24 protein-coding genes and 1 tRNA gene are annotated in these 24,728 nt (G+C 61.4%); 11 read left to right on the plus strand and 14 right to left on the minus strand.

Features of this window, described 5'->3' with window-relative positions:
* Window positions 1-88 precede the first annotated feature (88 nt).
* The 4 genes from NYQ88_RS15180 (at window position 89) to NYQ88_RS15195 (ending at window position 3,698) form a co-directional block, all read left to right on the plus strand.
* Window positions 89-709 (plus strand): CvpA family protein, encoded by a 621-nt coding sequence (locus tag NYQ88_RS15180; protein WP_275651958.1) that lies wholly within the window; start codon window positions 89-91, stop codon window positions 707-709.
* Between the two features lie 146 nt (window positions 710-855).
* Window positions 856-2,361: an amidophosphoribosyltransferase gene (gene purF, locus NYQ88_RS15185; RefSeq protein WP_275651959.1), complete on the plus strand. Its 1,506-nt coding sequence runs from the start codon at window positions 856-858 to the stop codon at window positions 2,359-2,361.
* Window positions 2,361-3,095 (plus strand): SDR family NAD(P)-dependent oxidoreductase, encoded by a 735-nt coding sequence (locus tag NYQ88_RS15190; RefSeq protein WP_275651960.1) that lies wholly within the window; start codon window positions 2,361-2,363, stop codon window positions 3,093-3,095. Before purF ends, NYQ88_RS15190 begins: the two co-directional genes overlap by 1 nt.
* A 3-nt stretch (window positions 3,096-3,098) precedes the next feature.
* Complete coding sequence (locus NYQ88_RS15195; protein ID WP_275651961.1) at window positions 3,099-3,698, plus strand: GNAT family N-acetyltransferase; 600 nt, start codon at window positions 3,099-3,101, stop codon at window positions 3,696-3,698.
* Window positions 3,699-3,773: 75 nt separating this feature from the next.
* On the opposite strand, the gene NYQ88_RS15200 is transcribed toward NYQ88_RS15195, so the two are convergent.
* The 3 genes from NYQ88_RS15200 to NYQ88_RS15210 all read right to left on the minus strand — a co-directional run bounded on the left by NYQ88_RS15200 (window position 3,774) and on the right by NYQ88_RS15210 (window position 7,459).
* Window positions 3,774-5,057, minus strand: a complete 1,284-nt coding sequence (locus NYQ88_RS15200; protein ID WP_275651962.1) for a hemolysin family protein — start codon at window positions 5,055-5,057, stop codon at window positions 3,774-3,776.
* A gap of 210 nt (window positions 5,058-5,267) precedes the next feature.
* The gene (gene der, locus NYQ88_RS15205) at window positions 5,268-6,722 is read right to left on the minus strand and encodes a ribosome biogenesis GTPase Der (RefSeq protein WP_275651963.1); all 1,455 of its coding nucleotides are present in this window, start codon (window positions 6,720-6,722) and stop codon (window positions 5,268-5,270) included.
* A 23-nt stretch (window positions 6,723-6,745) separates the two neighbouring features.
* Window positions 6,746-7,459 (minus strand): tetratricopeptide repeat protein, encoded by a 714-nt coding sequence (locus NYQ88_RS15210; RefSeq protein WP_275651964.1) that lies wholly within the window; start codon window positions 7,457-7,459, stop codon window positions 6,746-6,748.
* A 165-nt stretch (window positions 7,460-7,624) separates the two neighbouring features.
* Here NYQ88_RS15210 and NYQ88_RS15215 point away from each other — a divergent pair, with 165 nt between their 5' ends.
* Complete coding sequence (locus NYQ88_RS15215) at window positions 7,625-8,206, plus strand: hypothetical protein (RefSeq protein WP_275651965.1); 582 nt, start codon at window positions 7,625-7,627, stop codon at window positions 8,204-8,206.
* A gap of 68 nt (window positions 8,207-8,274) precedes the next feature.
* On the opposite strand, the gene guaA is transcribed toward NYQ88_RS15215, so the two are convergent.
* The 5 genes from guaA to guaB form a co-directional block, all read right to left on the minus strand.
* Window positions 8,275-9,846 carry a glutamine-hydrolyzing GMP synthase gene (gene guaA, locus NYQ88_RS15220; protein WP_275651966.1) on the minus strand — a complete coding sequence of 524 codons (1,572 nt, stop codon included), beginning with the start codon at window positions 9,844-9,846 and terminating at the stop codon, window positions 8,275-8,277.
* A 139-nt stretch (window positions 9,847-9,985) separates the two neighbouring features.
* Window positions 9,986-11,275, minus strand: a complete 1,290-nt coding sequence (locus tag NYQ88_RS15225) for an RsmB/NOP family class I SAM-dependent RNA methyltransferase (RefSeq protein ID WP_275651967.1) — start codon at window positions 11,273-11,275, stop codon at window positions 9,986-9,988.
* Window positions 11,276-11,278: 3 nt separating this feature from the next.
* A complete protein-coding gene (locus tag NYQ88_RS15230; protein WP_275651968.1) occupies window positions 11,279-11,713 on the minus strand; it encodes an MAPEG family protein in 435 nt (144 codons plus the stop codon).
* A 90-nt stretch (window positions 11,714-11,803) separates the two neighbouring features.
* Window positions 11,804-12,169, minus strand: a complete 366-nt coding sequence (locus tag NYQ88_RS15235; RefSeq protein WP_275651969.1) for a VOC family protein — start codon at window positions 12,167-12,169, stop codon at window positions 11,804-11,806.
* Window positions 12,170-12,205: 36 nt separating this feature from the next.
* Window positions 12,206-13,708: an IMP dehydrogenase gene (gene guaB, locus NYQ88_RS15240; RefSeq protein WP_275651970.1), complete on the minus strand. Its 1,503-nt coding sequence runs from the start codon at window positions 13,706-13,708 to the stop codon at window positions 12,206-12,208.
* Between the two features lie 323 nt (window positions 13,709-14,031).
* Here guaB and NYQ88_RS15245 point away from each other — a divergent pair, with 323 nt between their 5' ends.
* Together NYQ88_RS15245 and NYQ88_RS15250 are read left to right on the plus strand one after the other, a co-directional pair.
* Window positions 14,032-15,402 (plus strand): MFS transporter, encoded by a 1,371-nt coding sequence (locus NYQ88_RS15245; protein WP_275654931.1) that lies wholly within the window; start codon window positions 14,032-14,034, stop codon window positions 15,400-15,402.
* A 30-nt stretch (window positions 15,403-15,432) separates the two neighbouring features.
* Window positions 15,433-16,818 (plus strand): MDR family MFS transporter, encoded by a 1,386-nt coding sequence (locus NYQ88_RS15250; RefSeq protein ID WP_275651971.1) that lies wholly within the window; start codon window positions 15,433-15,435, stop codon window positions 16,816-16,818.
* Window positions 16,819-16,925: 107 nt separating this feature from the next.
* Here the strand turns inward: NYQ88_RS15250 and NYQ88_RS15255 are convergent, their stop codons facing one another.
* Together NYQ88_RS15255 and NYQ88_RS15260 are read right to left on the minus strand one after the other, a co-directional pair.
* Entirely contained in the window at window positions 16,926-17,663 is a 738-nt protein-coding gene (locus tag NYQ88_RS15255; RefSeq protein ID WP_275651972.1) for an RlmE family RNA methyltransferase, read from the minus strand.
* On the minus strand, window positions 17,653-18,627 hold the full coding sequence (locus tag NYQ88_RS15260; RefSeq protein ID WP_345774593.1) for a Ppx/GppA phosphatase family protein: 975 nt from the start codon (window positions 18,625-18,627) through the stop codon (window positions 17,653-17,655). The genes NYQ88_RS15255 and NYQ88_RS15260 overlap by 11 nt, the downstream gene beginning before the upstream one ends.
* 447 nt (window positions 18,628-19,074) lie before the next feature.
* On the opposite strand from NYQ88_RS15260, the gene NYQ88_RS15265 reads away from it, so the two are divergent.
* A tRNA-Gln gene (locus NYQ88_RS15265) sits at window positions 19,075-19,148 on the plus strand.
* Between the two features lie 315 nt (window positions 19,149-19,463).
* Here NYQ88_RS15265 and NYQ88_RS15270 read toward each other — a convergent pair.
* Entirely contained in the window at window positions 19,464-19,850 is a 387-nt protein-coding gene (locus NYQ88_RS15270) for a DUF983 domain-containing protein (protein ID WP_275651973.1), read from the minus strand.
* Between the two features lie 344 nt (window positions 19,851-20,194).
* On the opposite strand from NYQ88_RS15270, the gene NYQ88_RS15275 reads away from it, so the two are divergent.
* From NYQ88_RS15275 to NYQ88_RS15285, 3 genes are all read left to right on the plus strand, one after another.
* Entirely contained in the window at window positions 20,195-20,539 is a 345-nt protein-coding gene (locus NYQ88_RS15275; protein ID WP_275651974.1) for a thermonuclease family protein, read from the plus strand.
* Between the two features lie 60 nt (window positions 20,540-20,599).
* Window positions 20,600-20,851, plus strand: a complete 252-nt coding sequence (locus NYQ88_RS15280) for an excalibur calcium-binding domain-containing protein (RefSeq protein WP_275651975.1) — start codon at window positions 20,600-20,602, stop codon at window positions 20,849-20,851.
* Window positions 20,852-21,298: 447 nt separating this feature from the next.
* Complete coding sequence (locus NYQ88_RS15285; protein ID WP_275654932.1) at window positions 21,299-22,090, plus strand: DUF3800 domain-containing protein; 792 nt, start codon at window positions 21,299-21,301, stop codon at window positions 22,088-22,090.
* A 146-nt stretch (window positions 22,091-22,236) separates the two neighbouring features.
* On the opposite strand, the gene NYQ88_RS15290 is transcribed toward NYQ88_RS15285, so the two are convergent.
* The 3 genes from NYQ88_RS15290 to NYQ88_RS15300 are packed head-to-tail and all read right to left on the minus strand — an operon-like array spanning window position 22,237 to window position 24,673.
* Window positions 22,237-22,404: a hypothetical protein gene (locus tag NYQ88_RS15290; protein WP_275651976.1), complete on the minus strand. Its 168-nt coding sequence runs from the start codon at window positions 22,402-22,404 to the stop codon at window positions 22,237-22,239.
* 20 nt (window positions 22,405-22,424) lie between these two features.
* Window positions 22,425-23,030 carry a plasmid pRiA4b ORF-3 family protein gene (locus tag NYQ88_RS15295; RefSeq protein ID WP_275651977.1) on the minus strand — a complete coding sequence of 202 codons (606 nt, stop codon included), beginning with the start codon at window positions 23,028-23,030 and terminating at the stop codon, window positions 22,425-22,427.
* Window positions 23,027-24,673, minus strand: coding sequence for an IS66 family transposase (locus NYQ88_RS15300; RefSeq protein WP_275654933.1), 1,647 nt, complete (start codon window positions 24,671-24,673; stop codon window positions 23,027-23,029). The genes NYQ88_RS15295 and NYQ88_RS15300 overlap by 4 nt, the downstream gene beginning before the upstream one ends.
* Between the last annotated feature and the right edge of the window lie 55 nt (window positions 24,674-24,728).

Raw genomic sequence — 24,728 nt, forward strand, 5'->3', positions numbered from 1 at the left:
ACCGAGCCTGTAATTTTCGGGCCGCGCGCAGCGGGATCTTGCGTCCGGTGCGTTAGCCGATCCTGAAAACGGAACTGGGCGAGAACATATGCTGACTGCGTTCGACGTTGGTGTTGGTGTGCTGGTGCTGATCTCGGCAATCCTGGCCACAGCGCGCGGATTGACCCGAGAAGTGCTGTCGCTGGCCACCTGGGCCGGCTCGGCCGCGATTGCTGTCTATATGTATCTCTATCACCCCGACATCGCACAGCAGTATATCGCCGAGGAGATCGTGGCCAATATTGCCACGGTGGTGGTGAGCTTCATCGTTGCGCTGATCGTGCTGCATCTTTTGACCATGCGCATCGCCGACTTCGTGGTCGATAGCCGCATCGGGCCGATCGACCGCACCCTGGGCTTTATCTTCGGCGTGCTCCGCGGCGTGCTGATCGCCATTGTGATCACCATCTTCGGCATCTGGCTGCTGGGCAGCAATTTGCCGGAATGGGCTCGTAATTCTCAGTCTCTGCCCTATCTCCAGGATATGGGCGACACGCTGATTTCCATGCTGCCTGAGGGTCTCGAGCAGCAGGTGACCGATATCATCAAGGGCGGCGGCGCCGATCTGACCGCCGATCCGCAGGTCGTTGAAGGTGGTCCGGTGGACGCTTCGGTCGACGGCACTGTGGACCCGACGGAAGCGCCGCTCGAGGCCGCGCCGACGAACTAGGAATTTTCTGCGGGCCCCGGCCCGCAGCAAGACTGCTGCCTGAAAGTGTCATTGGTGGCAGAGCAGGAAATGCGATATTGGCGGGCAGAGTGATCGACCGGCAGGGCGATCCGCTTCCTTTTTGAAGCCAGTATTGCGCCAAGTGCATGGAGAGCACGGTGAACCACCACCCGAGCGACGATGATTTCGATCTCAATGGCGACACGCTGCATGAAGAATGCGGCGTGTTTGGCATTTTGGGGCACCCCGATGCCTCGGCACTGACGGCTCTGGGGCTGCATGCCTTGCAGCACCGCGGGCAGGAAGCGGCCGGCATCGTCTCCTTTGACGGCCGCCAGTTCCACCAGGAAAAGCGCATGGGGCTGGTTGGGGACCACTACACGGACCCCGTCCTCCTTGCAAAGCTGGCCGGTTCGATGGCCATCGGCCACACCCGCTATTCGACTACGGGTGAAGTGGCGCTGCGCAATGTGCAGCCGCTGTTCGCCGAGCTGGAAGATGGCGGCATCGCTATCGCCCATAACGGCAATTTCACCAACGGGCTGACGCTGCGCAAGCAGATCATCGCCACCGGCGCCATCTGCCAGTCCACGTCCGATACGGAAGTGGTGCTGCACCTTATCGCGCGCTCCCGCCACGCATCGACAACTGATCGCTTCATCGACGCCATCCGGCAGATGGAAGGCGGCTACGCCATGCTGGCAATGACCCGCACCAAGCTGATTGCGGCCCGGGATCCGGTCGGCATTCGTCCACTGGTGATGGGCGAGCTCGACGGCAAGCCGATCTTCTGCTCGGAGACCTGTGCGCTCGACATCATCGGCGCGAAATATGTGCGCGATGTCGAAAATGGCGAGGTGATCATCTGCGAGATCCAGCCGGACGGCTCCATCTCCATTGACGCCCGCAAGCCGGCCCGCCAGGTGCCGGAGCGGCCGTGCCTGTTCGAATATGTATACTTCGCCCGCCCCGACAGCATGGTTTCAGGCCGCAGTGTCTACACAGCGCGCAAGAACATGGGCATCAACCTTGCCAAGGAAGCACCCGTTGAGGCTGACGTGGTGGTGCCAGTGCCCGATGGCGGCACGCCGGCAGCCATCGGCTATGCCCAGCAGAGCGGCATCCCTTTCGAGCTCGGCATCATTCGCAATCACTATGTCGGCCGGACCTTCATCGAGCCGACCCAGCAGATCCGCGCCTTTGGCGTCAAGCTCAAGCATTCGGCCAACCGCGCCGAAATCGCCGGAAAGCGCGTGGTGCTGATCGACGATTCGATTGTGCGCGGCACGACTTCGGTGAAAATCGTGCAGATGATGCGCGAGGCCGGAGCGACCGAGGTACATATTCGCGTTGCTAGCCCGATGATCTTCCACTCGGATTATTATGGCATCGACACGCCCGATCCGGACAAGCTGCTAGCCAACCAGTACACCGATCTCGACGCGATGTGCCAGTTCATCGGCGCCGATTCGCTGCAGTTCCTCTCCATTGACGGGCTCTACACGGCTGTCGGTGGCGAAAAGCGAAATGCTGTCGCGCCGCAGTTCACAGACCACTATTTCACCGGCGACTACCCCACTCAGTTGACCGATCTCGGGGGCCGGGCATCGCACGACTCCAAGCAGATCTCTCTTCTCAAGGAAGCCGGTTAATGACTGAAAGCAAAGAGCTCACCGGCAAGGTCGTTCTCGTCACCGGAGCGTCTCGCGGCATTGGCTATCAGGCAGCGCTCGAAGCGGCGCGTCGTGGGGCTCATGTGATCGCCGTGGCGCGCACTGTGGGCGGCCTTGAGGAACTGGATGATGAAATCCAGGAAGCCGGAGCCTCAGCCACGCTCGTACCGCTCGATTTGCGTGACGGCGATGCCATCGATCGGTTGGGCGCCGCCATCTTCGAGCGCTGGGGGCATCTGGATGGCCTTGTGGCGAACGCGGGCCTGCTCGGCGTGCTGAGCCCGATGGCGCACATCAAGCCGGACGAATTCGACAAGGTGATGGCGGTCAACGTCACGGCCAACTATCGCCTGCTGCGTTCTCTCGACCTGCTGCTGCGCCAGTCAGAAGCCGGCAGGGCGGTGTTTGTGTCTTCCGGCGTCGCTCGGTCGGCCAAACCGTTCTGGGGCCTCTACGCGGCCACAAAGGCCGCCCTCGACGCGATGGTGAAGTCCTATGCGGGCGAGCTGAGCCAGTCCAACGTCAAGGCCAATATTTTCTATCCCGGCATCGTGCGCACGGCGATGCGTGCCAAGGCCATGCCGGGGGAAGATCCAAACACCCTGCCCCAGCCGAGCGCGATCGCTCCGCAACTGATCGATCTCATCAGCCCAAAGCTGACAGAGAACGGCAAGCTGTTCGACATCACCACCGGCACATTCGGCGAGCTCTGATCCATGATCACACTGCGTCCCTACCAAGACGGCGATCTCGAAGCACTCTACGAGATTTGCCTGGTCACCGGGGACGCAGGCAAGGATGCCAGTCCGCTGCACAATGACCGACAGCTCGTCGGACATATTTATTCGGCGCCCTATGGGGCCCTTGAGCCGCACAATGTGTTTGTGGCCAAGGATGCCGAGGGGGTGGCCGGATATATCGTGGGAACATACGACACGCTGGCCTTCGCTGAAAAGCTCGAGACAGACTGGTTTCCGGCGCTGCGGCAACGCTATGCGGACCCGAGCGGGCTCACCCCGGCCGATCTGCAACGTGTGGAGGCGATCATGAAGCCCCATGAGGCGCCGACGGAGCTGGTCGCGAACTACCCCGCCCATATTCACATGAACCTGCTGGAACGGCTGCGCGGGCAGCGGGTGGGGACACGCCTGCTCGATGCGTGGCGCGATCAGGCGCGGGCCAATGGGGTCAAGCGCATCCATCTCGGCGCCAGCCGCAGCAATGCCGGCGGCGTCGCCTTCTGGACCAAGAGCGGTTTCGATCCATTGATCACCATCGGATCGACGGTCTGGTTCGGGATGACCCTGTCCGACTGATCTACCCCGTACCGGCTGCGGCCCAGATTTCGCCTGAATGAAAAAGGCCGCCCTTGTGAGGCGGCCTTGTTTTTGTCAGCCCTCGGCGACCAGCGACATCAGAACCTTGTCGATGCGATGGCCATCGAGGTCGACCACCTCGAAGCGCCAACCTTCACGCTCGAAGGCTTCGCCCGTGCGTGGCAAGTGGTTGAGACAGGCGAGAATGAAGCCGGCTACAGTCTCGTAGCGCGCATCCTTAGGCACGGTTATGCGGAAGCGCTCGGCGAAATCATCGACCGGCATCCAGCCGGCCACCAGCCAGGAGCCGTCTTCGCGCTCGACGAGGGCCGGATCATCTCCGGCCTCTTCCTGATAGACGCCAGTGATCACTTCGAGCACGTCACCAAAGGTGATGATGCCTTCAAAGTGACCGTACTCATCGACAACGAGGACCATCTGCACCTTGGACTGGCGGATGGCTTCCACGGCATCGAGAGCGTCTGCGTGCTCCATGACCACCGGAACAGGCTTTGTCAGCTTGCGCAGGTCCGGCTGTTGCCCACTGGCAAGAGCCGGCAGGAGATCGGCAAGATTGAGCACGCCAAGAATGGAATCAGCGTCGCCTTCCTGGACCAGAACGCGGCTGTGGCTGCTGGCCATGATCTTCTGCAGGTTCTGCTCGTAGCTCGCCTCGATATCGACCACTTCGACGTCGAGACGCGCCGTCATGATGCCCCGGGCGGACCGGTCGGCAAGGCGCATCACGCCCGAGATCATGGAATGCTCTTCGGTCTCCAGCACGCCAGCGGATGTCGCCTCGGCGATTATGGTGCGTACTTCTTCTTCGGTGACCGATTCCTCGGCCTGACCACCCTGCCCCAGGAGACGAAGGACCGCCTTGCCGGAAATATCGAGCAACCAGACGATCGGCGTCCCGACGCGCGCCAGAAGGGTCATGGGCGGCGCGACTCGCGCAGCCATGGCTTCCGGATTGCGGAGAGCGATCTGCTTGGGGACCAATTCGCCCAGAATCAGCGTGCCATAAGTGATCAGCACGACAACGAGGCCCGTACCGCCGATATCGGCGATATTGGTGGGTACGCCAACCTGCTTGAGCCATTCACTGAGGCGCAGGCCCAGGGTGGCGCCAGAGAAGGCGCCCGACAGCACGCCGACAAGCGTGATGCCGATCTGGACGGAGGAGAGAAACTTGCCCGGATCCTCGGCTAGTTTCATGGCCATGGCAGCGCCCTTGTTGCCCTGGTCAGCCAGGACCTTGAGACGCGCGGATCGGGAGGAAACGACGGCCAGCTCAGACATGGCCAGGGCGCCGTTCACCAGAACGAGAACGACGACGATGAGAATTTCTGTAAGCAACAGAGTGCAATGTTGGCACGGCGCGACCAATGGCGGGGTGCTACGACGCGGGGCACTATAAGCCAAACGCGGCCAAGGTGAATAGCTGGCACCACAGGATCATCGGCATTTGGGGATAAGAGCGCCGACGCGCCCAAACCGGGAGACCCAAAACAAAAACCACGCCCCGCTTTCGGGGGCGTGGTTTTCAAATCTTCAGAACCTGAGCGCTTAGCGCTTCGTCTTGTCGTCGTAGGGGTTCGACTTGCTGCCGGCGCGGACCCAGAGACGGATCGGGGTGCCGGGGAGATCGAACGACTCACGCAGTCCGTTCACCAGATAACGCTGATATGACATGGGCAATGCGTCGGGCCGCGACGCGAAGACGATGAAGCTGGGAGGACGCGTCTTGGCCTGGGTCATGTAGCGCAGCTTGAGGCGACGACCGGACACTGCCGGAGGCGGGTGCCCCTCGACCATGCCTGCCAGCCAGCGATTGAGCCGCGACGTCGAGATGTGCGAATTCCAGGTGCGCTCGATGGAGAAAATGGCTTCCATCAGCTTGTCGATATTGCGCCCGGTGAGGCCCGAGAGGGTAACCAGCGGAACGCCACGCAGCTGCGGCAGAAGGCGGTTACATTCTTCGCGGAGCTCTGCGAGAACGGCGTTCTTGTCCTCGATCAGGTCCCACTTGTTGAGCGCGATGACCATGGCGCGGCCTTCACGCTCGACGAGATCGGCAAGCGCCAAGTCCTGCTTTTCGAACGGCACGGTGGCGTCGAGGAGGAGAACGACGACTTCGGCATACTGCAGCGAGCGCAGGCTATCGCCGACCGCAAGCTTTTCGAGCTTCTCGTGGACGCGCGAGCGACGGCGGATGCCGGCGGTGTCGACGAGGTTGATGGTGCGGCCTTCCCACTCCCAGGGAACGAGAATGCTGTCGCGGGTAATGCCGGCTTCGGGACCAACGAGAACGCGATCTTCACCGACCATGCGGTTGACCAGCGTCGACTTGCCGGCGTTGGGGCGACCAACAATGGCGACGTTGAGATAGCGGCGCGGGTTCCAGCGCAGCGTGGCGTCATCGCCCTCGCCTTCGAGCATGTCCGGCGTGATGTCGACGTCAACTTCGGGCAGAAGGTCGAGATCGCTCTGCTCAGCGGCATCTGATGCCGCCTGCTCGGCGATTGCCTTGTCGATGGCAGCAGAAACGATGGAGTAGAGCTCGGACAGGCCAAGGCCGTGCTCGGCGGAAAGCGCGATGGGCTCGCCGAAACCGAGTTTGAATGCCTCAACCAGACCATCTTCGGCTGCGCGGCTTTCGGCCTTGTTGCCGACCAGATGCACGTCCTTGCCGGCCTTGCGCAGGACCTGGGCGAAACGCTGGTCGAGCGGCACGACACCGGCGCGGGCATCGATCATGAACAGGATGACATCGGCTTCCCGAATGGCCAACTCAGTCTGCTGGCGCATGCGGTCTTCAAGGCTGCCGTCGGTGACGTCTTCATAACCTGCCGTATCGAGAACGCGGAAGGTGAGGTCGGCGATGCGACCTTCCGCCTCGCGACGGTCACGCGTGACGCCGGGCGTGTCGTCGACCAGCGCGATCTTGCGCCCGACCAGACGGTTGAACAATGTCGATTTGCCGACATTGGGACGCCCTACAATTGCTACGGTGACCGTCATGGTCTCTCCTTGTTGCGCGCGGCCTATTCGGCGGCTGGCGCGGCTTCGTCTGCCTGTTCCGATGTCGCTTCGGCGCTTTCGTCCGAGATTGCGCCTTCGGAGAGGAGCTGGGCCAGATAATAGGCCATGCGATTGCGCATCGGCCCCTGAACGAGCGGATCATTGAGCACAGCTTCGAAGCTGGCCTGGGCGGCCGCAAAATCGCCCGCCTTGTAATGGGCGAGGCCAATCAGCTCACGGGCAACGCGCCGCATGGGATTGTCATCGCTGGCGATGGTGCCGATACGCGCCTCGACGTCGGCAAGCGTGCCGGTGTCCACGAGGATCTTGCCGGCCTGCAGCAGAGCCAGTTCCCGCAGGCGGACATTGGACTGGCTGTTCGCCAGCGCATCATAGGCCGCCACAGCACCTGCTGCGTCACCGGCTTCAGCCAACACACTGGCCTTGCGGAATTCGGCGAGGACCGGGTAGCCGCCTGAACCATCGGCAGCGAGCTGGTCGAGTCGGGTCTGGGCTGTGGCGAGGTCATCACCAACGTCGAGGGCAGCATAAAGCTCTTCAGACGAGCGCGATGCCTGGCTGTTGGTGTACCAGCGCCAGCCTTCATTGACCGCCACGAGGGCGACAATGGCGATGGCCGCACCGATCACGAACGGGGCAATGCGGCGCCAGAGGGCGCGCATACGCTCGGAGCGGAGTTCCTCATCAACTTCGCGGAAGATATTTTCTTCGGACATCGGCTGGCTCTAGGTCTCTCGAATTTGGCGGCACGTGTAGCATGCTGCCCCGCGAATGCAAATTATCGGCGCATTAATGCACCCATTAACCGTATCCTAACGACGCCCTTGTTCCGGACGTCTGCCGATCCAATCTTGAAAGCAAGAGGACGGGGCCTTTAAGACATGACGGCGGCCACCAGCACTGCTGCAAGTTGTTATCCAGGCGAAACGGCGAAGCCAGAAGAATTGATTGCGCTCGCGGCGCAGTTTCAAAACGCTGCAAAAGAAGCAAGTCGCATATGGGTACGCGGCCAAAACACGACCGCCGCTCCATTCCGCCTGCTCTCTATTCACGCCATCGAGCTTTACCTCAATGCCTTCCTGCTGCACTGCGGAGAGCCGGCACCGGCAATCCGGGGGATGCAGCACAATCTGGCTGCCCGGGTCGCCTTGCTGGACAGGCACAAGCTCGTCCTCAGAACAAAAACCCGCGCCCACCTGTCTGATATTTCCCTTAACCGGGAATATCTGGTCAGCCGCTATGCGCCCGAAGTGACGACACTGTCGCAGATCAACCGTTTGCAGGCGACACTGATCGAAGTCGAGACCAAGGTGCGGGCAAAACTCGCGCCCCCACCACCAGCCAAAAGCGCAAAGGCGGGGCCGAAGGCCCCTGCCCCTGTGCGAAGCCCTCAACCGCCGCGGCAACTCGACCTGCTAACCCGACCTAGCGGCGCCAAGCTTCGCTGGCGTCTGGCCCAATGAGCCAGGCTCTAGCGTAAGAACCTCAAATCGCTCCACGGGAGCGATTTGAGCGGCGTGCCTATTGCCTCTTATTCCCACTCGATCGTGCCGGGGGGCTTCGAGGTCACGTCGTAAACGACGCGGTTGATGCCGCGGACTTCGTTGATGATGCGGGTGGCGGTCTTGCCGAGAAAGTTCATGTCGAACTGATAGAAATCAGCCGTCATGCCATCGACCGAGGTCACTGCACGCAGGGCGCAAACGAACTCGTAGGTCCGGCCATCGCCCATGACGCCCACGGTCTGGACCGGGAGCAGAACGGCAAAAGCCTGCCAGATCTTGTCGTACTGGCCCGACTTGCGTATTTCGTCGAGGTAGATTGCGTCGGCCTGACGGAGAATATCGAGCTTCTCACGCGTGATGCCGCCCGGGCAACGGATGGCAAGGCCCGGACCCGGGAATGGGTGACGGCCAATAAAGCTATCGGGAATGCCAAGGTCGCGACCAAGCTGGCGCACTTCGTCCTTGAAGAGTTCGCGCAGCGGCTCGACCAGCTTCATGTTCATGCGTTCTGGCAGGCCGCCCACATTGTGGTGCGACTTGATGGTGACCGAGGGGCCGCCAGTGAACGACACCGATTCGATGACGTCGGGATAAAGCGTACCCTGGGCGAGGAACTCCGCGCCGCCGAGCTTCTTGGCTTCTTCCTCGAAAGTTTCGATGAAGAGACGGCCAATGATCTTGCGCTTGGTTTCCGGGTCGGTCTGACCTTCAAGCTCACCGATGAACTTGTCGGCTGCATCGACGTGAACCAGCGGGATGTTGAACTGATCGCGGAACATGGTCACGACCTGCTCGCTCTCGTTCATGCGCATAAGGCCATGATCGACATAGATGCAGGTGAGCTGATCGCCGATGGCTTCGTGGATGAGCACGGCTGCAACCGAGGAATCGACGCCGCCGGAGAGACCGCAGATCACGCGGCCGGTGCCGACCTGTTCGCGGATCTTGTCGACCATCTTCTGACGGTAGGCCTGCATGGTCCAGTTGGACTGGATACCGCAGATCTTGTGCACGAAGTTCTGGAAGAGCTTTGCGCCATCGGGCGTGTGCACGACTTCCGGGTGGAACTGCACGCCCCAGATTTTCTTGTCTTCGTTGGCGATCATGGCGAAGGGTGCGTTCGGCGAGGTGCCAACGACTTCAAAACCTTCGGGCAGCGACACGACACGATCGCCGTGGCTCATCCAGACCTGGTGGGCTGCACCATCATCCCAGACGCCCTCGTAAAGCGCGCTCGGACGGGAAACGGTGACTTCAGCGCGTCCGAATTCGCGGTGATGACCTGCCTCGACCCGGCCACCGAGCGCCACGCACAGGGCTTGCTGGCCGTAGCAGATGCCAAAAATTGGAAGACCGGAAGCGAGGATGACCTCGGGAATATTGGGGGCGTTTTCGTCCTGGGTCGACGCCGGGGAGCCGGAGAGGATGATGCCCTTGGGCTTCATCGCATCATAGGCCGCAGCAGCGGACTGGAAGGGATGGATCTCGCAGTAAACGCCGGTTTCGCGAATGCGTCGCGCAATAAGCTGCGTGACTTGCGAACCGTAGTCCACGATGAGGATGGAGTCGTTTGCGGGGGCGGTGTCTGGGTGCAGCATGGCGAGCCTTTAACGGCCGGGCGCGGATTGTGCAAGGTGTAGATGCGCAAGGCCCGGATGCGAAAATGGATAGCTATGTTCCCCGGCACTCTGGCCGGAGAACGGGTCGGCGATACGGATACCTAACGGGCAGGATGCCTCAGGATTTGTGACGCAGGAGGTGAAGGTAGAAGCCGTCTGTGTTGGTGCGCAGCGGCGTAAGGCAGATGCCGCCGCCAGCGGTGGTGAGACCTTCCGGGATGTCGGTGATCAAAGCCGACTTCCAGGCCTGTGCCATATCAACGGTTTCGAGTTCCGGGTGGGCCGCAAGCAGGGCGGCGATCTGGTCGTCATTTTCCTCGGGCAGGATCGAGCAGGTGATGTAGGCCAGCGTGCCCTTTGGCTTTAGGTAGCGCAGCGCCTCTTCAAGCAGAGCCGCCTGTTCGGACTGGCGCTGGGCGAGAAGCTCGGGGCTGAGTTTCCACTTGGTATCGGGGCGACGGCGCCAGGTGCCGGTTCCGGTGCAGGGCGCGTCGATGATGACGCGGTCAAGCTTGCCGACGAGATCATCAAGGGCGCCGGGATTGGGCGCGCGGACCTGAACATTGCGAACCCCATTGCGCTTGAGGCGATCATAGATCGGCGCGAGACGCGAGCGGTCGCTGTCATAGGCGAAGATCTGGCCCTTGTTACCCATTGCGGCCGCGAGAGCGAGGGTCTTACCACCTGCGCCGGCGCAGAGATCGAGCACCTGATCGCCGGGCTGGGCACCGCAGAGGGCGGCGACGATCTGGCTGCCCTGATCCTGCACCTCGAACCAGCCCTTGAGATAGGCTTCATCGGTGGTGACATTGGGCGTGCGCGCATCGCAGGTGCCGGCAGGAAGCGTCAGACCAAAGGGGGCGAGCGGCGTCTGCTCGGGCGTGAAACGGGCCAGCGACTTGATGACCCGATCGGGGACCGCCTTGAGGGAATTGACGCGGAGATCGAGCGAAGGACGGCCGGTCATGGCTTCGCCTTCGGCGACCCAATTGGCGCCGAACGCGCGTTCGAGCGATGGGGCGAGCCATTCCAGGACGTCGGCACGCACTGCATCGGCCGCGCCGGAAATATCTGCCGTCGCGCCGGCAGCTTCTTCCGCGCTCAGCGCTTCGGGTGCGTGGCTGTCGCCGGTAAAAACCTCGGCGAGGGTCTCGGGCGTTTCTTTCCAGTCGCGCAGGGCGACGGCCAGCACGAGTGCGCGCGGCGTGTCGCTGCCCATGGCGGCGGCATGGGACGCGCGGCGGCGCAGCGCATCATAAACCAGATTGCCGATGGCAGCGCGGTCCCCTGCCCCGGCGAAGCGATTGTTGATACCCCAGGCCTTCAACGCCTCGGAGACGGGTCGCTTGCGCTGTTCCACATCGGTGAGGACTTCGATGGCGGCAGCGAGACGGCCGGGAAAGCGCATGGGTCAGATACTCGGGGCAAGGAAAATTCGAAAGACGAGCCATAGCCACATTAGGGCAAGGACGGCAAGTCCGGCGCTATAGGCGGCAAACCGCCGCTGGACGTTATTATCGGTAACGTGGATGGCAGCGTGGACGTAGCGCGTGGCCACGAAGAGCCAGGCCAGAATGACCTCTGCCCATCCCACAAGACCAAGCGCGAGCACTACGAGGGCTGCGACGAAGAACAGCACCGGAAGCTGGAACTGATTGTCGAAATTGTTCGAAAGCAGGCGGGCCTTGAGCGGATAGGCCGAGCGCTCCACCGCGATATCGGCCATGGCAATCTCGCCGCGCAGCACGCGGGGCACGCGCTCACGCCCCATCCAGAGAACAATGATGAACGCCAGCAGCACCTGCGCAGACATGGCGAGAACGAGAAGCTTGGTGACAAGGGGCATGGCGGGTCCGGGTCTGCGAGTGGCAGTCTAACGCGGGGAGCCGGCAATCGTTCGCACCGGCCAGCCCAAGAGATCGATCCGGCTCCGGCGTCATGTCTCCGCGAAATGGCAGACATTGACTCGATTGCCGCAGAGATCGGTGAAGTCAAACCAGGTCAGGCCACCGCTATTTGCGATCGGGGCAACCTCACGCCCATCCTCAAGCAGTGCCGCGCGCAGACGCTCAGGGTCAGGCGAAAATAGATTGAAAGCGACAAAACTGGTCTCCGGCATAGCAGCCACAGGAACCAGAGTAAGCGCAGTCGTCGGCGTCGAGGCGCCTTCAAACCGCAGCCCGATATGGCCGGAGGATCGAAATATTTCGACCATGCCGAACATTGAAGCATACCACTTCGCCGCCGCCTCTGTGTCGACGGCTGGCACAAATATGGTGTCAATTCGCGTTGCGTGATGCATGGCTGCCCCCTTTTGACTTGGGGGCAGCCTAATTTATCAGCGACCGCTGCGATAGTTGGGCGCTTCGCGCGTGATGGTCACGTCGTGGACATGGCTTTCACTGAGCGCGGCGCCGGAGATCTTCACGAAGACGGAGTTTTCGCGGAAGTCCTTGAGCGTGTGGGCACCCGTATAGCCCATGGAGGCGCGAAGGCCGCCGGCGAGCTGGTGGAGAACGGCGCCGGCCGAGCCCTTATAGGGAACCTGGCCTTCAATGCCCTCGGGAACGAGCTTCATCTGGTCGCGCACATCCTGCTGGAAGTAGCGATCCGCCGAGCCGGCACCCATGGCACCGACCGAGCCCATGCCGCGGTAGGATTTGTAGGAGCGGCCCTGATAGAGATAGACCTCGCCGGGGCTTTCGTCGGTCCCAGCCAGAAGCGAACCGACCATGACGCAGGATGCGCCACCGGCCAGGGCCTTCGCCATATCACCGGAGAACTTGATGCCGCCATCGGCGATAACCGGCACACCGGACTTGGCGCCCTCTTCGGCGCAGGCCATGACAGCTGCGAGCTGCGGCACGCCCACACCGGCAACGATGCGGGTGGTGCAGATCGAGCCCGGACCGATGCCGACCTTGACGGCATCAGCACCGGCATCGATCAGTGCGCGAGTGGCTTCTGCCGTTGCGACATTACCGGCGACGATGCGCACGGCGTTATTTTCGCGCTTGATGCGCTCGACGGCTTCGGCAACGCGCACCGAGTGGCCGTGGGCGGTGTCGATGACGAGAAGGTCGACGCCAGCATCGATCAGGGCCTGGGAGCGTTCGTAGCCATTGTCGCCGACGGTCGACGCGGCGGCAACGCGGAGGCGCCCCTGTTCGTCCTTGACGGCGTTGGGATGCAGCTGCGCCTTTTCGATATCCTTGACGGTGATCAGGCCAATGCAGCGATAGTCTTCGTCGACGACCAGCAGCTTTTCGATGCGGTGACGATGGAGGAGAACCTTAGCCTCTTCCTTGGACACGCCTTCACGCACGGTGATAAGGTTCTGGTGCGTCATCAGCTCGGAGATGGGCTGATTGGGATTGGACGCGAAGCGGACGTCGCGGTTGGTCAGGATGCCGACCAGCTTGCCAATCGCACGGCCACCAGCGCCGCCATTCTCGACGACCGGAATGCCGGAGATGCGGCTCTTCTGCATGAGCGCGAAGGCGTCAGCCAGCGTGGCATTCGGGCCGATGGTTATAGGGTTGACCACCATGCCGCTTTCAAATGACTTCACCATCCGCACCTGCTCGGCCTGTTCGGAGGCCGTGAGGTTCTTGTGGATGACGCCCATGCCGCCAGCCTGGGCCATGGCGATGGCCATATTGGCTTCGGTGACGGTGTCCATGGCGGAGGACAGGATCGGCAGATTAAGCGCTATGTCCTTGGTGACGTAGGTCGAGATATCCGTCTCAGTGGGCAGGATATCCGAACGGGCTGGCTGAAGCAGGACGTCGTCGAACGTCAGAGCTGCATCGCCAGTAATAGTGGTAATAATCTTCGCCAAGGCCAGACCCTTCCTGCCTTCTGAATGAACAGAGATGTTGGAATATGAACCGGCGCATAAGAAGTCGCGGGTTCAGGTTGGCGAGGGTGAATAGCATCGGGGGCGCGGCTTGCATAGGGGTTGGCGGCCGTTCGGCTGCACAGCGCCTTTGCATTTTTTCCGGGAAGACAGCGCTTTTATTGCGTGGCATAAGAGTGAGGTTTGGCCGGTCGTGACAGACCAAGGCCTATGGCCAGCGGCAGTAAAGCCCGCCATAGTGTTGACGCGGTTCGGTTCTGACCGCCGATTCCCTGTCGACCATGCCCGTCCTCCGTATCACTCCGCTGATTCTTGCGGTCGCCCTGTTCATGGAACAGATGGACTCGACCGTCATCGCGACGTCTCTGCCCGCCATCGCGGCTGATATCGGCACGGACGCAATTTCGCTTAAGCTGGCGCTGACGGCATATTTCGTGTCGCTGGCGATCTTTATCCCGATCAGCGGATGGATGGCGGACCGCTTTGGCGCCAAGAATATCTTTCGGCTGGCGATTTTGGTCTTCATGCTCGGATCGCTCGCCTGCTCCTTTGCCTTTTCGCTTGAGAGCTTTGTGCTGTCGCGTTTTTTCCAGGGCATGGGATCGTCGATGATGACACCCGTGGGCAGGCTTCTGCTGGTGCGTTCGACGCCGCGCAATGAGCTCGTATCGGCCATGGCCTGGCTGACCATGCCGGCTCTGATTGCGCCTGTATCGGGGCCGCTGATCGGCGGCTTCCTGACCACCTACCTCTCCTGGCACTGGATCTTCTGGATCAACATCCCGATCGGGATCATCGGCATCATCTGCGCCAGCCTCTATCTCAAGGTGCCCGACGAGCGCACACCGCGACCGATTGATCTCGTCGGCTTCATGATCCTCGCCGTGGCCTTTTCCGGCACGGTCTTCGGGTTGTCGGTGATCAGTCTCCCGGCGCTGCCGATCGTTTATGGCTATCTTACCCTTGCCGTGGGCGTGACAGCCTGCATCCTCTATCTGCTCCACGCGCGGCGGGTGAAATATCCGCTATTGGACCCCAAACTGCTCCGGCATCGCTATTTCCGCTCTACGATCACGGGCGGCTCGGTTTTTCGGATTGGCGTTGGCGCCATGCCGTTCCTCTTGCCGTTGATGCTCCAGCTCGGCTTTGGGCTCAATCCGTTCCAATCGGGGGCAATCACCTTCGTCTCGGCGATCGGCGCCATCATGAGCAAATTCCTCAGTGAATGGCTCTATGCGCGCTTCGGCTTTCCACGCGTGCTCGGTTTTGCGGCCGTTGTCGGCGGCCTCCTGATCGCGGCGCAGGGGACATTTTCCATGGACACGCCGGTGCCGGTGATGATGGCGATCCTGCTGGCTGGCGGCGTCATGCGGTCGCTGTTCTTTACCGGCTCGAACGCGCTGGGCTACGCCGATGTTTCCGACGAGGAGGCCAGCCAGGCGACAGCCATGGTGGCGGTGTGCCAGCAATTGTCGATCGCGTTTGGCGTCGCCGTGGCCGGGGCGATCCTTGAGCTGACCAGCGCATTCAGCGGCGGGCACCTCGGGCTCGTTAATTTCCAGATCGCGTTCTTTACCGTGGGTGGACTCAGCATTCTGGCCAGCCTCGTCTATTTCCGTTTGCCGGCACATGCCGGAAGCAATGTTTCGGGCCATGTTGCCCACAGCAAGGAGTGACCGGCGGCGACGAACCGCTGGCAAAGTGCCGTGTCCCGCTCAGTACCCCTCATTCTCGCCACCGCCGTGTTCATGGAGAACATGGACTCGACGGTCATCGCCACCTCGCTCGCAGCCATCGCCAGCGATATCGGCACCGACCCGATTTCGCTCAAGCTGGCGCTGACGGCCTATCTCGTCGCCCTCGCCATTTTCATCCCGATTTCGAGCTGGATGGCCGACCGCTTCGGAGCACGGCGCGTGTTTCGCATCGCCATGCTGGTGTTCATGATCGGCTCGCTCTGCTGCGCCATGTCGAGTTCACTCGCTCAGTTCGTGGGCGCGCGGTTCCTGCAGGGCATGGGCGGAGCCATGATGGGGCCAGTGGCGAGGCTTGTCCTGGTGCGGGCGACGCCGCGACACCAACTGGTCGACGCCATGGCGTGGCTCACCATTCCCGGCCTCATCGGGCCAATCGTCGGACCGCCTTTCGGCGGCTTCCTCACCACCTATTTTTCCTGGCACTGGATCTTCATCATCAACATCCCGATCGGGGTGCTGGGGATCGTTCTGGTCGGCTTTGCCCTGCCGAACGAGCAGCGCAACCGGCCGCGCAATATTGACGGCCCAGGCTTTATCATGGCGGGCCTCGCCTTCGCGCTTTTTGCCTTCGGCTGCTCGGTGATCAGCCTGCCGGCCCTGCCGCCGATCTATGGGATTATCGCCGCCTCGCTCGGGATCGGGTTCGCCTATTTTTACGTGCGGCACGCCCTGTCGACCGAATATCCGCTGCTCGACCTGCGTCTTCTGAAGGTCACCAGTTTCCGTATCACCATGCTCGCCGGCACCTTTTTCCGACTGGGCCAGGGCGCGGTTCCGTTCCTTTTCCCGCTCATGCTCCAGCTCACCTTCGGGCTCTCGCCATTCGAAAGCGGCATGGTGACCTTCGCCAGCGCGGTGGGCGCGCTTGTGGCCAAGTTCATCGCCAACTGGTTCTTCGCGCGCTGGGGTTTCAAGTATCCGCTGGTGATCTCCACTGCGGTGTCCGCAGCGGGCATTCTGGTGATGGGGTTCTACACTCCCGACACGCCGATCCCCCTTATCCTGGGCATTCTGCTGTTCACCGGCTTCTGGCAGTCGACCTTCTGGACCGGCTCCAACGCGTTCACCTTTGCCGACATCGAGGACAAGGACGCCGGACAGGCCAATGTGATGAGCCAGGTCTGGGGCCAGCTCACCTTTGCCATGGGCGTGGCGCTGGGTGGCGGCACGCTCGAGCTGGCGCACCGGCTGCGCGGTGGAGAAGAACTCGCCCTCGCCGATTTCCACGTGGCGTTCTTCGTTGTGGCCACCGTCGGCGCCGTGGCGACGCTCCTTTTCCTGCGCCTGCCAAAAAATGCGGGCCACCAATTGCTTGGTGGCCCGCGCATGCATTGAGTTCGCTCTAAACCAAACCCGTCGGAATCACTTTTCAGGAGTGTTTTGGCCGTCGGCCGGCCCCCCCCGCCATTCGAGCGTAGCTCTCATGGCCTCGGCCGCTAAAATCACTCCTCAGGAGTGAATTTGCCTTCGGCCGCGTCCGAGCCCTTGAAACCCTTCGCAACCAGATATGCCTCGGCGGAGCCGGAGCGGCTGGACGGCGGCTTGGCGTGGAAAGTGGTCTTGAAATTGCGCTTGAGCATATGCAGCAGCTCATGCTCGGTGCCGCCCTGGAACACCTTTGCAACAAAGGTGCCGCCCGGAGCTAGGACCTGGATGGCAAAATCGGCCGCGATCTCGATCAGATGCACGATGCGCAGATGGTCGGTGGGCCGGTGGCCCGTCGTCGGCCAGGCCATGTCGCTCATCACCACATCGGCCTTATGGCCCCCCATGGCGGCAATCAGAGCGTCAGGCGCGTCCTCGTCGGTAAAATCCTTTTGCAGCAGGATGACGCCGGGGATGGGATCCATCTCCAGATAGTCGATGCCGACCACCAACGGATTTTCCGCGGTGGAACCCACCGCCCGCGCCGCGACCTGCGACCATCCGCCTGGCGCTGCGCCAAGATCGACGACATGCATGCCCTTCTTGAAGAACTTATGCTTTTCGTCGAGTTCCTTGATCTTGAAGGCCGCGCGCGAGCGATAGCCCTCGGCGCGCGCACGCGCCACATAAGGGTCGTTGAGCTGGCGCTGCAGCCATTTCGTGGACGAGGTCGTCCGTCCCTTTGCGGTCTTCAGGCGGATCTTCAGGTCCTTGTCGGACTTGCGACCGCCTGTTCCGAGAGCCTTATCCACCATGACCATTCCTCTTCTTTGCGCGATAGGGGCGGGCATGGGCCCGATCTGCGTCCATCAGGGAAATCAGAATGCCTTCCCTGAGCCCACGATCGGCCACGCGCACGCGCTCGGTTGGCCATTCGCGACGAATGGCCTCAAAAATTGCACAGCCCGGGAGCACGAGATCGGCCCGGTCCTTGCCAATGCAGGCATGGGCGACACGCCGCTCGAAGGGCATATTGAGCAGGATGCGCATGGTCTCGTCGACCTGGTCCCGACGCATCCACAGCCCGTCGACCTTCTGGCGTTCGTAGCGTTCGAGCCCGAGATGCAAGCCGGCCAGCGTCGTCACGGTTCCCGATGTGCCGATCAGGTGCACAGGGTGCGTGCTGATCATCTGGCGCAGTTTCTCGCGCCCGCGGAACTGGCGCAGATGGTCCGACACAAACGACACCATCGATTCGAAAATCTCGGGCGTCACATTCACCCCGCCAAAACGCTCGGCGATGGAAACCACGCCCACCGGCAGAGACTGCCACGAGCGAATCGACGCCGACATGCGGCCCTGCGAGCGCGGACGGCCACCGCGAAAATCGAGCCAGGCCAGTTCGGACGAGCCACCGCCGATGTCGAACATCAGCGCACCCTGGGCAGAACTGTCGATCAGATCGGCACAACCAGTAACGGCAAGCTCGGCCTCGGTGCGGCGATCGACGATCTCCAGCTCGATTCCAAGCTCGTTCTTGACCCGTTCGAGAAAGGCCGGGCCATTTTCAGCGGCGCGGCAGGCTTCCGTCGCGATCAGGCGCATCCGTGTTGGCTGGTGGTCACGCAGCTTGTTGCGGCACTGGCGCAGCGCATCCATGGTGCGCTCCATGGCCGCGTCACCGAGACGACCGGTGACGGAGACCCCCTCACCCAGGCGCACAATGCGCGTAAAACCATCCAGCACGCGAAAACCGTGATCGTGCGGGCGGGCAATCAACAGGCGGCAGTTATTCGTTCCCAGGTCCAGAGCCGCATAGAGCGGCCCGCGCTGGCGTCTTGGAGGGGGAGAATGCCCCGTCCGCAGCTCCGCCACTGGCGGGGGCGCAGCCCCTGCCCTTCCCTTCCGAGGCGAATCGGAAGGGGTGCGGAGCGCCGTGTCGGCCCGAGGGACCGGCGCAGCGGCGGACCGAATAGAATCGGTCACTTCGATCTCCTTGCGCTGCCCCGTCGCAGGTCGGACCGGCCGGCCGCGCCCAGAGACAGCTTTGGTGTTGCGTTGTCGAAAACGACGGTAGAGCAAGGCTCGGTTTGGCGCAATGCACACGTTCATTGTGCAACTATCCACAGGGGCACTTGCAATCGCCGAAACCTTTGTCTATTCAGACCCAGCGCTGCACAGCGAACCGCGTTTCACGGTGCAGCCACCCGGCCAGCAGGCCTCTGCTGGGGAATAGTTCAATGGTAGAACAGCGGACTCTGACTCCGTCGATCTTGGTTCGAATCCAGGTTCCCCAGCCAAAAATTTCCTAAATGAAATCAATAGGTTGCGTGATGTGTTGCCATCATGGCAATGCCTTTATGTGCCATTGTGTGCCGTGCAGCTAAGTCCTTGTGAATACACATAAGGACAAAGGCACACGGCTGCGCCGTGGCACATGAGTCGGCACATGGCGCGGCATCAGCCGATCTAGTCCTCCCACTCCGCATAGAGATGCCCGCCGAATGCCTCAGTGACCAAGCTTCGGCGACATAGGCGTCATGCTCAATCAGTTGCCCGACGGTCGGCAGTCCGGATGAAAGCCTATGCCCTATGGCTGCTTATTTAGACGGCAACTAGCGATCCTGTTCGTCGCTCCACCCCTTCGCCCACATCAGGCCCACGATTGCACCCTTTGAGGAGGGTAGGATGGCCAATGGCATGATGATGGAGAGAGGAACGAGAGTATACAAATAGGCCATCGGGCTTGCTCCGCCCCGCAGTTCTATGTCCAGCATTACTGCCGCGATAATGTGAATCACGACCGTGATCACAACGAAAGGCAGGAAGAGCCCAGCCTTGTAGTAAGCTAGTGGTTCTCCGCACTCAGAGCAGTGGTCCACTTGTTCAAGATAGTGGTGGAACAGCCAGCCCTTGCCGCATTTGGGGCACTTGCACTTCAAGCCGCGCCAGATCGCCGGCCAAGCCCGCTTCTCGCTCTCAGCATCTCTCGGATCGGACATGCTTCTCCCTTCCGCTCGATCGCTACCTCGTTGCATGGTCTGCCTGAGCGTTGGCACAAGCAAGAGGCCAAACGGCATGGGGCCTACCGACATTGGCGCGCCATTGCCGTTCCTCCCATGGGCTGGGAATGCCCTTAGGAGGCGCCTAGCAAGCTCGTGGCGGCTTTTACCCGTCAATCACAGCCTTAGCGCCCTTGCTGACTTCCAGCCAGCCCTTGTACGCTTCCCCACGCACAACGATGGAGAGTAACCTGCCAGCCATCAGAAACGCCGCTATCACTCTCTCGGTCTTCGCAACCTTACTCTTTGCATCTCCTGTCTCTGCGGAAGCTGGAGGCCTGGAAATGTGTCGGCCGGGGCAGCCGAACACCTCTGACAAGACCTGCATCGTCGATGGCGACACGCTCTGGCTGAATGGGATGAACCTCCGCCTGCTGGACTTCGACACCCCTGAACCGAGCACGGCCATCTGCGGTGGCGCCACGGAGGTGGAACTGGCTCATCAGGCCAGCTCGCGTCTACGAGAACTGCTCAATTCCAACGATTGGACTTTGGAGACCTTCGGCAATGATCGGCACGGACGAACGCTAGCAACGATCCGTATAGACGGCGTCGACGTTGGCGATATCCTGATTTCGGAGCGACTTGCCCGGCGATGGCCGGATGGTCACGAATGGTGGTGCCGCTGACCACAAGACTCGACAGAAAAACTTTCGGATGCCAACCTTGCGAGTGTTGGGGGAAGCATCATGAAATATATTGGAATATTGCTGGCGACTTTCCTGCTGTCAGCTCCTGCATTCGGAGAAGAGCGCATCAGCCGCGCCGTTCTTGAAGAGACGGGCTTGACCGTCGCCCAGTCCTACTCCTGCCAGCCGAGGAAGACATGCGGACGCATCGGCTCTTGTCAGGAGGCGCGATGGTATCTCCATAATTGCTCATGGGGCGGGCGGCTCGACGGGGACAGCGACGGCGTGCCGTGTGAGAGCATCTGCCGGTGACGGCGCCAGGGATTGACGCAGGAGCGGAGATGGACCCCGTGCCAGCCTTATATCGAATGTCGCCACGCGAAGCGGCTCGTTTTGTGCGGAAGTGCGCTGGCGCCCTGCGATCCCACGCCAGCGATTTCCACATGGGCTGGGACAGGGAAAATGCCTTGGCGGCTTTTAACACCGTCGTTGCCATCCTGCTCAAGGTGCGAGAGCACTATCCTGCAGAGCATGCCCATATAGATGAGGCGTTGCGTCGGCATGGGTATTCCGTGCTTGAGCCGGTTATTGAGAAGTCATGGATATGGCGAGGGAGCTGATCGAGCAGCATTTGAGGCCGAGCGGTGGTTGAGGCTGTCGGTTGAAAGAGGGGGAAAGGCAGCAGCCAGAGGGGCATGAGTAAGGCGTTTGGACCAACAAGGGAAATGAGGAGACCTACCCCTGAAGTACGTTGCATATATCGATGAGGCCGGAGACGAAGGGCTCGGGAAGATCAGGGAATACGGGCGACAGGGCGGGGCGTCTCAGTGGTTCGGCCTAGGCGCAATGTTCCTTACTGCAGAACAGGATGCTCACCTTACGAAATGGCGAGATGAGATCGGCGCAATTTTCCCTCAAAGGGCGAAGCGAGATATTCACTTCCAGCACCTCAAGCACGAGCAAAAGATCGCTGCATGCACCCATTTGGCATCAAAGCCTTTTGGCGCATGCGTAGTCTTATCCAACAAGAGAACCATCAGGCACAGCGGCAAATACGAAATATTCAAACAGCCGCAGCACCTATATAACTACCTTGTCCGCTTCTTACTCGAGCGCCTGACCGTTGCGTGCAAACGGCACGCGACTAGATCCGGCCACGCAGAGGCGAGCCTTTCCATCACATTCTCCCGGCGAACTGGCACAGACTACCAAGTGATGGCCGAATACCTGCGCCTGATGAGGGATGGAAAAGAAGTAAAACAGCCGCTTCGGTCCATTGATTGGAGCGTTTTTGACCCAGACGACATCAGAGTGGAAAACCATGAAAAGCGCGCTGGCTTGCAGCTTGCAGACGTCGTTACGAGCGCCACATTCAATGCTTTTGAGCCAGGCATTTACGGTCACTGTGAGACAGGCTACGCGGAGGCGATCAGATCGCGCTTCATAAAAGACCAAGGATGTGCGCTGAACTGCGGATTAACCCTCACTCCCCTGGCGATGCAAAATCCGATGCCGCAAAAGCAATTGGACTTCGCCTTATCGTTCAAATGAGAGCGGCAGGCCCCCGGCCCCCTGATCCACACTGCAAAGAGTGCTGCTGTCTCTCGACAACTCGGGGCAATTCCGGCGCTTGCCTGCCAAGAGTGAATATAGGCTGATTTGCGTTTATATCCTATGAATTCACGTGAATTTAATTTCTAAATTCTCTTCCCCTCGGATGCGCAAGGGACCTCTAGGCCTGGCGTTCCGTTTTCAGGCTCCATCTCGATGGCGATTTCAAAAAGCCGGTCGACGTCCTCCCCAAGTTCAACCGCAACACGGTCGATGGTTTTGACGGAGCTTTCCTTGTTGAGCTGCGTGGTCATGGGACTCTGGGTGACCCGGGTTAGTTGATGCGGTTCCGCGACTTCTCAAATGCGGCTTTTCCAACCGCGCGCCTGCGGGCGAGCTTTCCGAGGCGCTGGGTTATTGTGGGCACATCGATATCGTCCGGTTCGAAGGGGCGGCCATACCAGGTCATAGTGGTCTCATGCTCTTCATCGGCAGGATCGGCCATGACCATGAGGAACTCTTCAAAGCCGGGCAGGCCTCCAACATCTTCGGGCGGGGCGCGACGGGCGCCCTCGATGAAGCGTGGATAATCAACCACCGGGTCTGCAGCGACAACGTCCTCGACTACGACGCTATGGCGCCAGTCGTCGCCAAAGTCATAAGTGTAGGTGAAGCGGGTCTCGCCGCGGGCGAGCATGGCACCCAGCCGGGCGTTACGAGCGTTGCGCATCTCGTCACCCCATTCTGGGTCGGGATAGCCATAGCGGCGGTCGCCGATCTCGAACTGGAAGAGATGGTAGTCTTCAAACAGCATGACGGCCTGGATGACGTCGTGAACGGCCTTGAGGCTGCTGGTGAGCGGCACCTCGACACGCCGCCAGATGGAGGGCTCCACATCGTCGAGCTGGATGTGGAGCCGGGCAATGCGATCGCTGATCATGCGGTCTTCCTGATCTGATGCTGGGCCGCCCAGTTCCATGGCAACCGATCGTCGAGCTGATGGCTGGGGTGATCGGCGATGCGGGCCAAGACGTCGGCGAGCCAGGCCTGCGGGTCAATATCGTTGAGCTTGGCGGTGACGATGAGGCTGTACATGACAGCGGCACGCTGCCCGCCACGGTCGGAGCCGGCGAATAGCCAGGCCTTCCTCCCAAGTGCGATGCCTCTCAGAGCCCGCTCGGCGGCATTGTTGGTCAGACAGACCCTGCCATCGTGAAGGAACCGGGTGAATGCGGGCCAGCGCTTGAGCATATAGTCCATGGCCTTGGCCAGATCGTCGTGCCGCGACAGTCCAGGGCGATGCTGGAGCATCAGGGCTTCGAGTCCGTCCACCAATGGCGCGCTCAGCTCGCGCCTGATCGTCAACCGCTCGGGTGATGACTGGCCGCTGATGGCGCGTTCAATCTCGAACAGGCGATCCATGCGCTGTACGATCTCAAGCGCAAGTGGCGAGATCGGCGCCGGCTTCTTGCCGTCAGCCCTGCGGCGGGCGCTTGCCTCGATATCTGCCAGCACGAAGAAGGCGCGGCGCGCATGGCTCCAGCATCCGGCTTCGGTGATCGGGCCGGCTTGGCGGCCAGCATCATAGAGCCGGGCATAGCCGCCATAGGCATCGGCCTGCAGAATCCCGGACCAGTCGGCCAGGTGCTGCCGTGGATGTTCACCGGCGCGGTTGGGCGAATAGTAGAACAGCGCCGCCGGCGGGGCCGGACCACCAAAGGGTCGATCGTCCCGGACATAGGTCCAGATCCTGCCCGTTGACGTCTTGCCCCTGGCCAGGACCGGCACGGTCGTATCGTCCCCGTGCAGCCGTTCGGCGGCCATGACATGGGCGGCAAGCCGATGGTGCAAGGGCTCGAGCACGGCCGCAGCCGCACCCACCTGATCGGCCAGCGTCGACAGGCTCAACGGCACGCCTTCACGGCCATAGCGTTCGACCTGCCGGTTGAGGGGCTGATGTTGCCCGTACTTCTCGAACAGCATCATCGCCAGCAAGCCTGGACCGGCCCAGCCGCGGGCCACTACATGGAACGGCGCCGGTGGCTGGCTGATCTTCTCGCAGTCCCGGCAGGCGACCTTCTCACGTACCGTCTGAATGACCTTCCACTGTCGCGGGATCACCTCGAGCGTCTCGGTGACGTCTTCACCGATCCGGCTCAACCGCGTTCCGCCGCAGGCTGGACAGGCGCAGGGCGCAGCAATGACACGACGCTCGCGCGGCAGATGCTCGGGAAAGGGCTGGCGTGATGGCCGGCGGCGTTCAAAGCCGGGTGCATCAGCGACCTTGCGGGCCGCAATCTGGGCCACTGCCTCATCCTGGCTAGCCGTGGCTTCCAGTTCCTCAAGCTGCAGCTCGAGCTGGTCCAGCAAACGCCGGCTGCGCTCGGACTTGCTGCCGAACAGCTGATGCTTGAGCTTCTCGATCTGCAGCTTGAGATGGGCGATCAGCGCCTGATCATCAGACCGCTCAGCCCGGACAGTTGCTGCCTCGGCCTTGGCTTCTGCAACTTCGATCCGCGAAGCCGCCAACGCCGCCTTGAGGGCTTCCACGTCATCTGGCATGGGCGAAACGCTGGCTTGCATGACCATGATGGAATCATAGCTATCGCCTGGCGTGAAGCCAAAAATGCTGCCATTG

The organism is Devosia sp. SD17-2 (assembly GCF_029201565.1).
In the GTDB taxonomy this organism is placed as follows: domain Bacteria; phylum Pseudomonadota; class Alphaproteobacteria; order Rhizobiales; family Devosiaceae; genus Devosia.

Excerpts from the sequence above, each read along its gene's own strand:
- NYQ88_RS15210 (WP_275651964.1), bottom strand. The coding sequence starts at position 7,459 with ATGTCCGAAGAAAATATCTTCCGCGAAGTTGATGAGGAACTCCGCTCC.
- NYQ88_RS15190 (WP_275651960.1), top strand. The coding sequence starts at position 2,361 with ATGACTGAAAGCAAAGAGCTCACCGGCAAGGTCGTTCTCGTCACCGGA.
- NYQ88_RS15195 (WP_275651961.1), top strand. The coding sequence starts at position 3,099 with ATGATCACACTGCGTCCCTACCAAGACGGCGATCTCGAAGCACTCTAC.
- NYQ88_RS15180 (WP_275651958.1), top strand. The coding sequence starts at position 89 with ATGCTGACTGCGTTCGACGTTGGTGTTGGTGTGCTGGTGCTGATCTCG.
- purF (WP_275651959.1), top strand. The coding sequence starts at position 856 with ATGGAGAGCACGGTGAACCACCACCCGAGCGACGATGATTTCGATCTC.
- NYQ88_RS15280 (WP_275651975.1), top strand. The coding sequence starts at position 20,600 with ATGAAATATATTGGAATATTGCTGGCGACTTTCCTGCTGTCAGCTCCT.
- NYQ88_RS15290 (WP_275651976.1), bottom strand. The coding sequence starts at position 22,404 with ATGACCACGCAGCTCAACAAGGAAAGCTCCGTCAAAACCATCGACCGT.
- NYQ88_RS15275 (WP_275651974.1), top strand. The coding sequence starts at position 20,195 with ATGTGTCGGCCGGGGCAGCCGAACACCTCTGACAAGACCTGCATCGTC.
- NYQ88_RS15235 (WP_275651969.1), bottom strand. The coding sequence starts at position 12,169 with ATGCATCACGCAACGCGAATTGACACCATATTTGTGCCAGCCGTCGAC.
- NYQ88_RS15300 (WP_275654933.1), bottom strand. The coding sequence starts at position 24,673 with ATGCAAGCCAGCGTTTCGCCCATGCCAGATGACGTGGAAGCCCTCAAG.
- NYQ88_RS15230 (WP_275651968.1), bottom strand. The coding sequence starts at position 11,713 with ATGCCCCTTGTCACCAAGCTTCTCGTTCTCGCCATGTCTGCGCAGGTG.
- der (WP_275651963.1), bottom strand. The coding sequence starts at position 6,722 with ATGACGGTCACCGTAGCAATTGTAGGGCGTCCCAATGTCGGCAAATCG.
- NYQ88_RS15255 (WP_275651972.1), bottom strand. The coding sequence starts at position 17,663 with ATGGTGGATAAGGCTCTCGGAACAGGCGGTCGCAAGTCCGACAAGGAC.
- NYQ88_RS15215 (WP_275651965.1), top strand. The coding sequence starts at position 7,625 with ATGACGGCGGCCACCAGCACTGCTGCAAGTTGTTATCCAGGCGAAACG.
- NYQ88_RS15270 (WP_275651973.1), bottom strand. The coding sequence starts at position 19,850 with ATGTCCGATCCGAGAGATGCTGAGAGCGAGAAGCGGGCTTGGCCGGCG.
- guaA (WP_275651966.1), bottom strand. The coding sequence starts at position 9,846 with ATGCTGCACCCAGACACCGCCCCCGCAAACGACTCCATCCTCATCGTG.
- NYQ88_RS15225 (WP_275651967.1), bottom strand. The coding sequence starts at position 11,275 with ATGCGCTTTCCCGGCCGTCTCGCTGCCGCCATCGAAGTCCTCACCGAT.
- NYQ88_RS15295 (WP_275651977.1), bottom strand. The coding sequence starts at position 23,030 with ATGATCAGCGATCGCATTGCCCGGCTCCACATCCAGCTCGACGATGTG.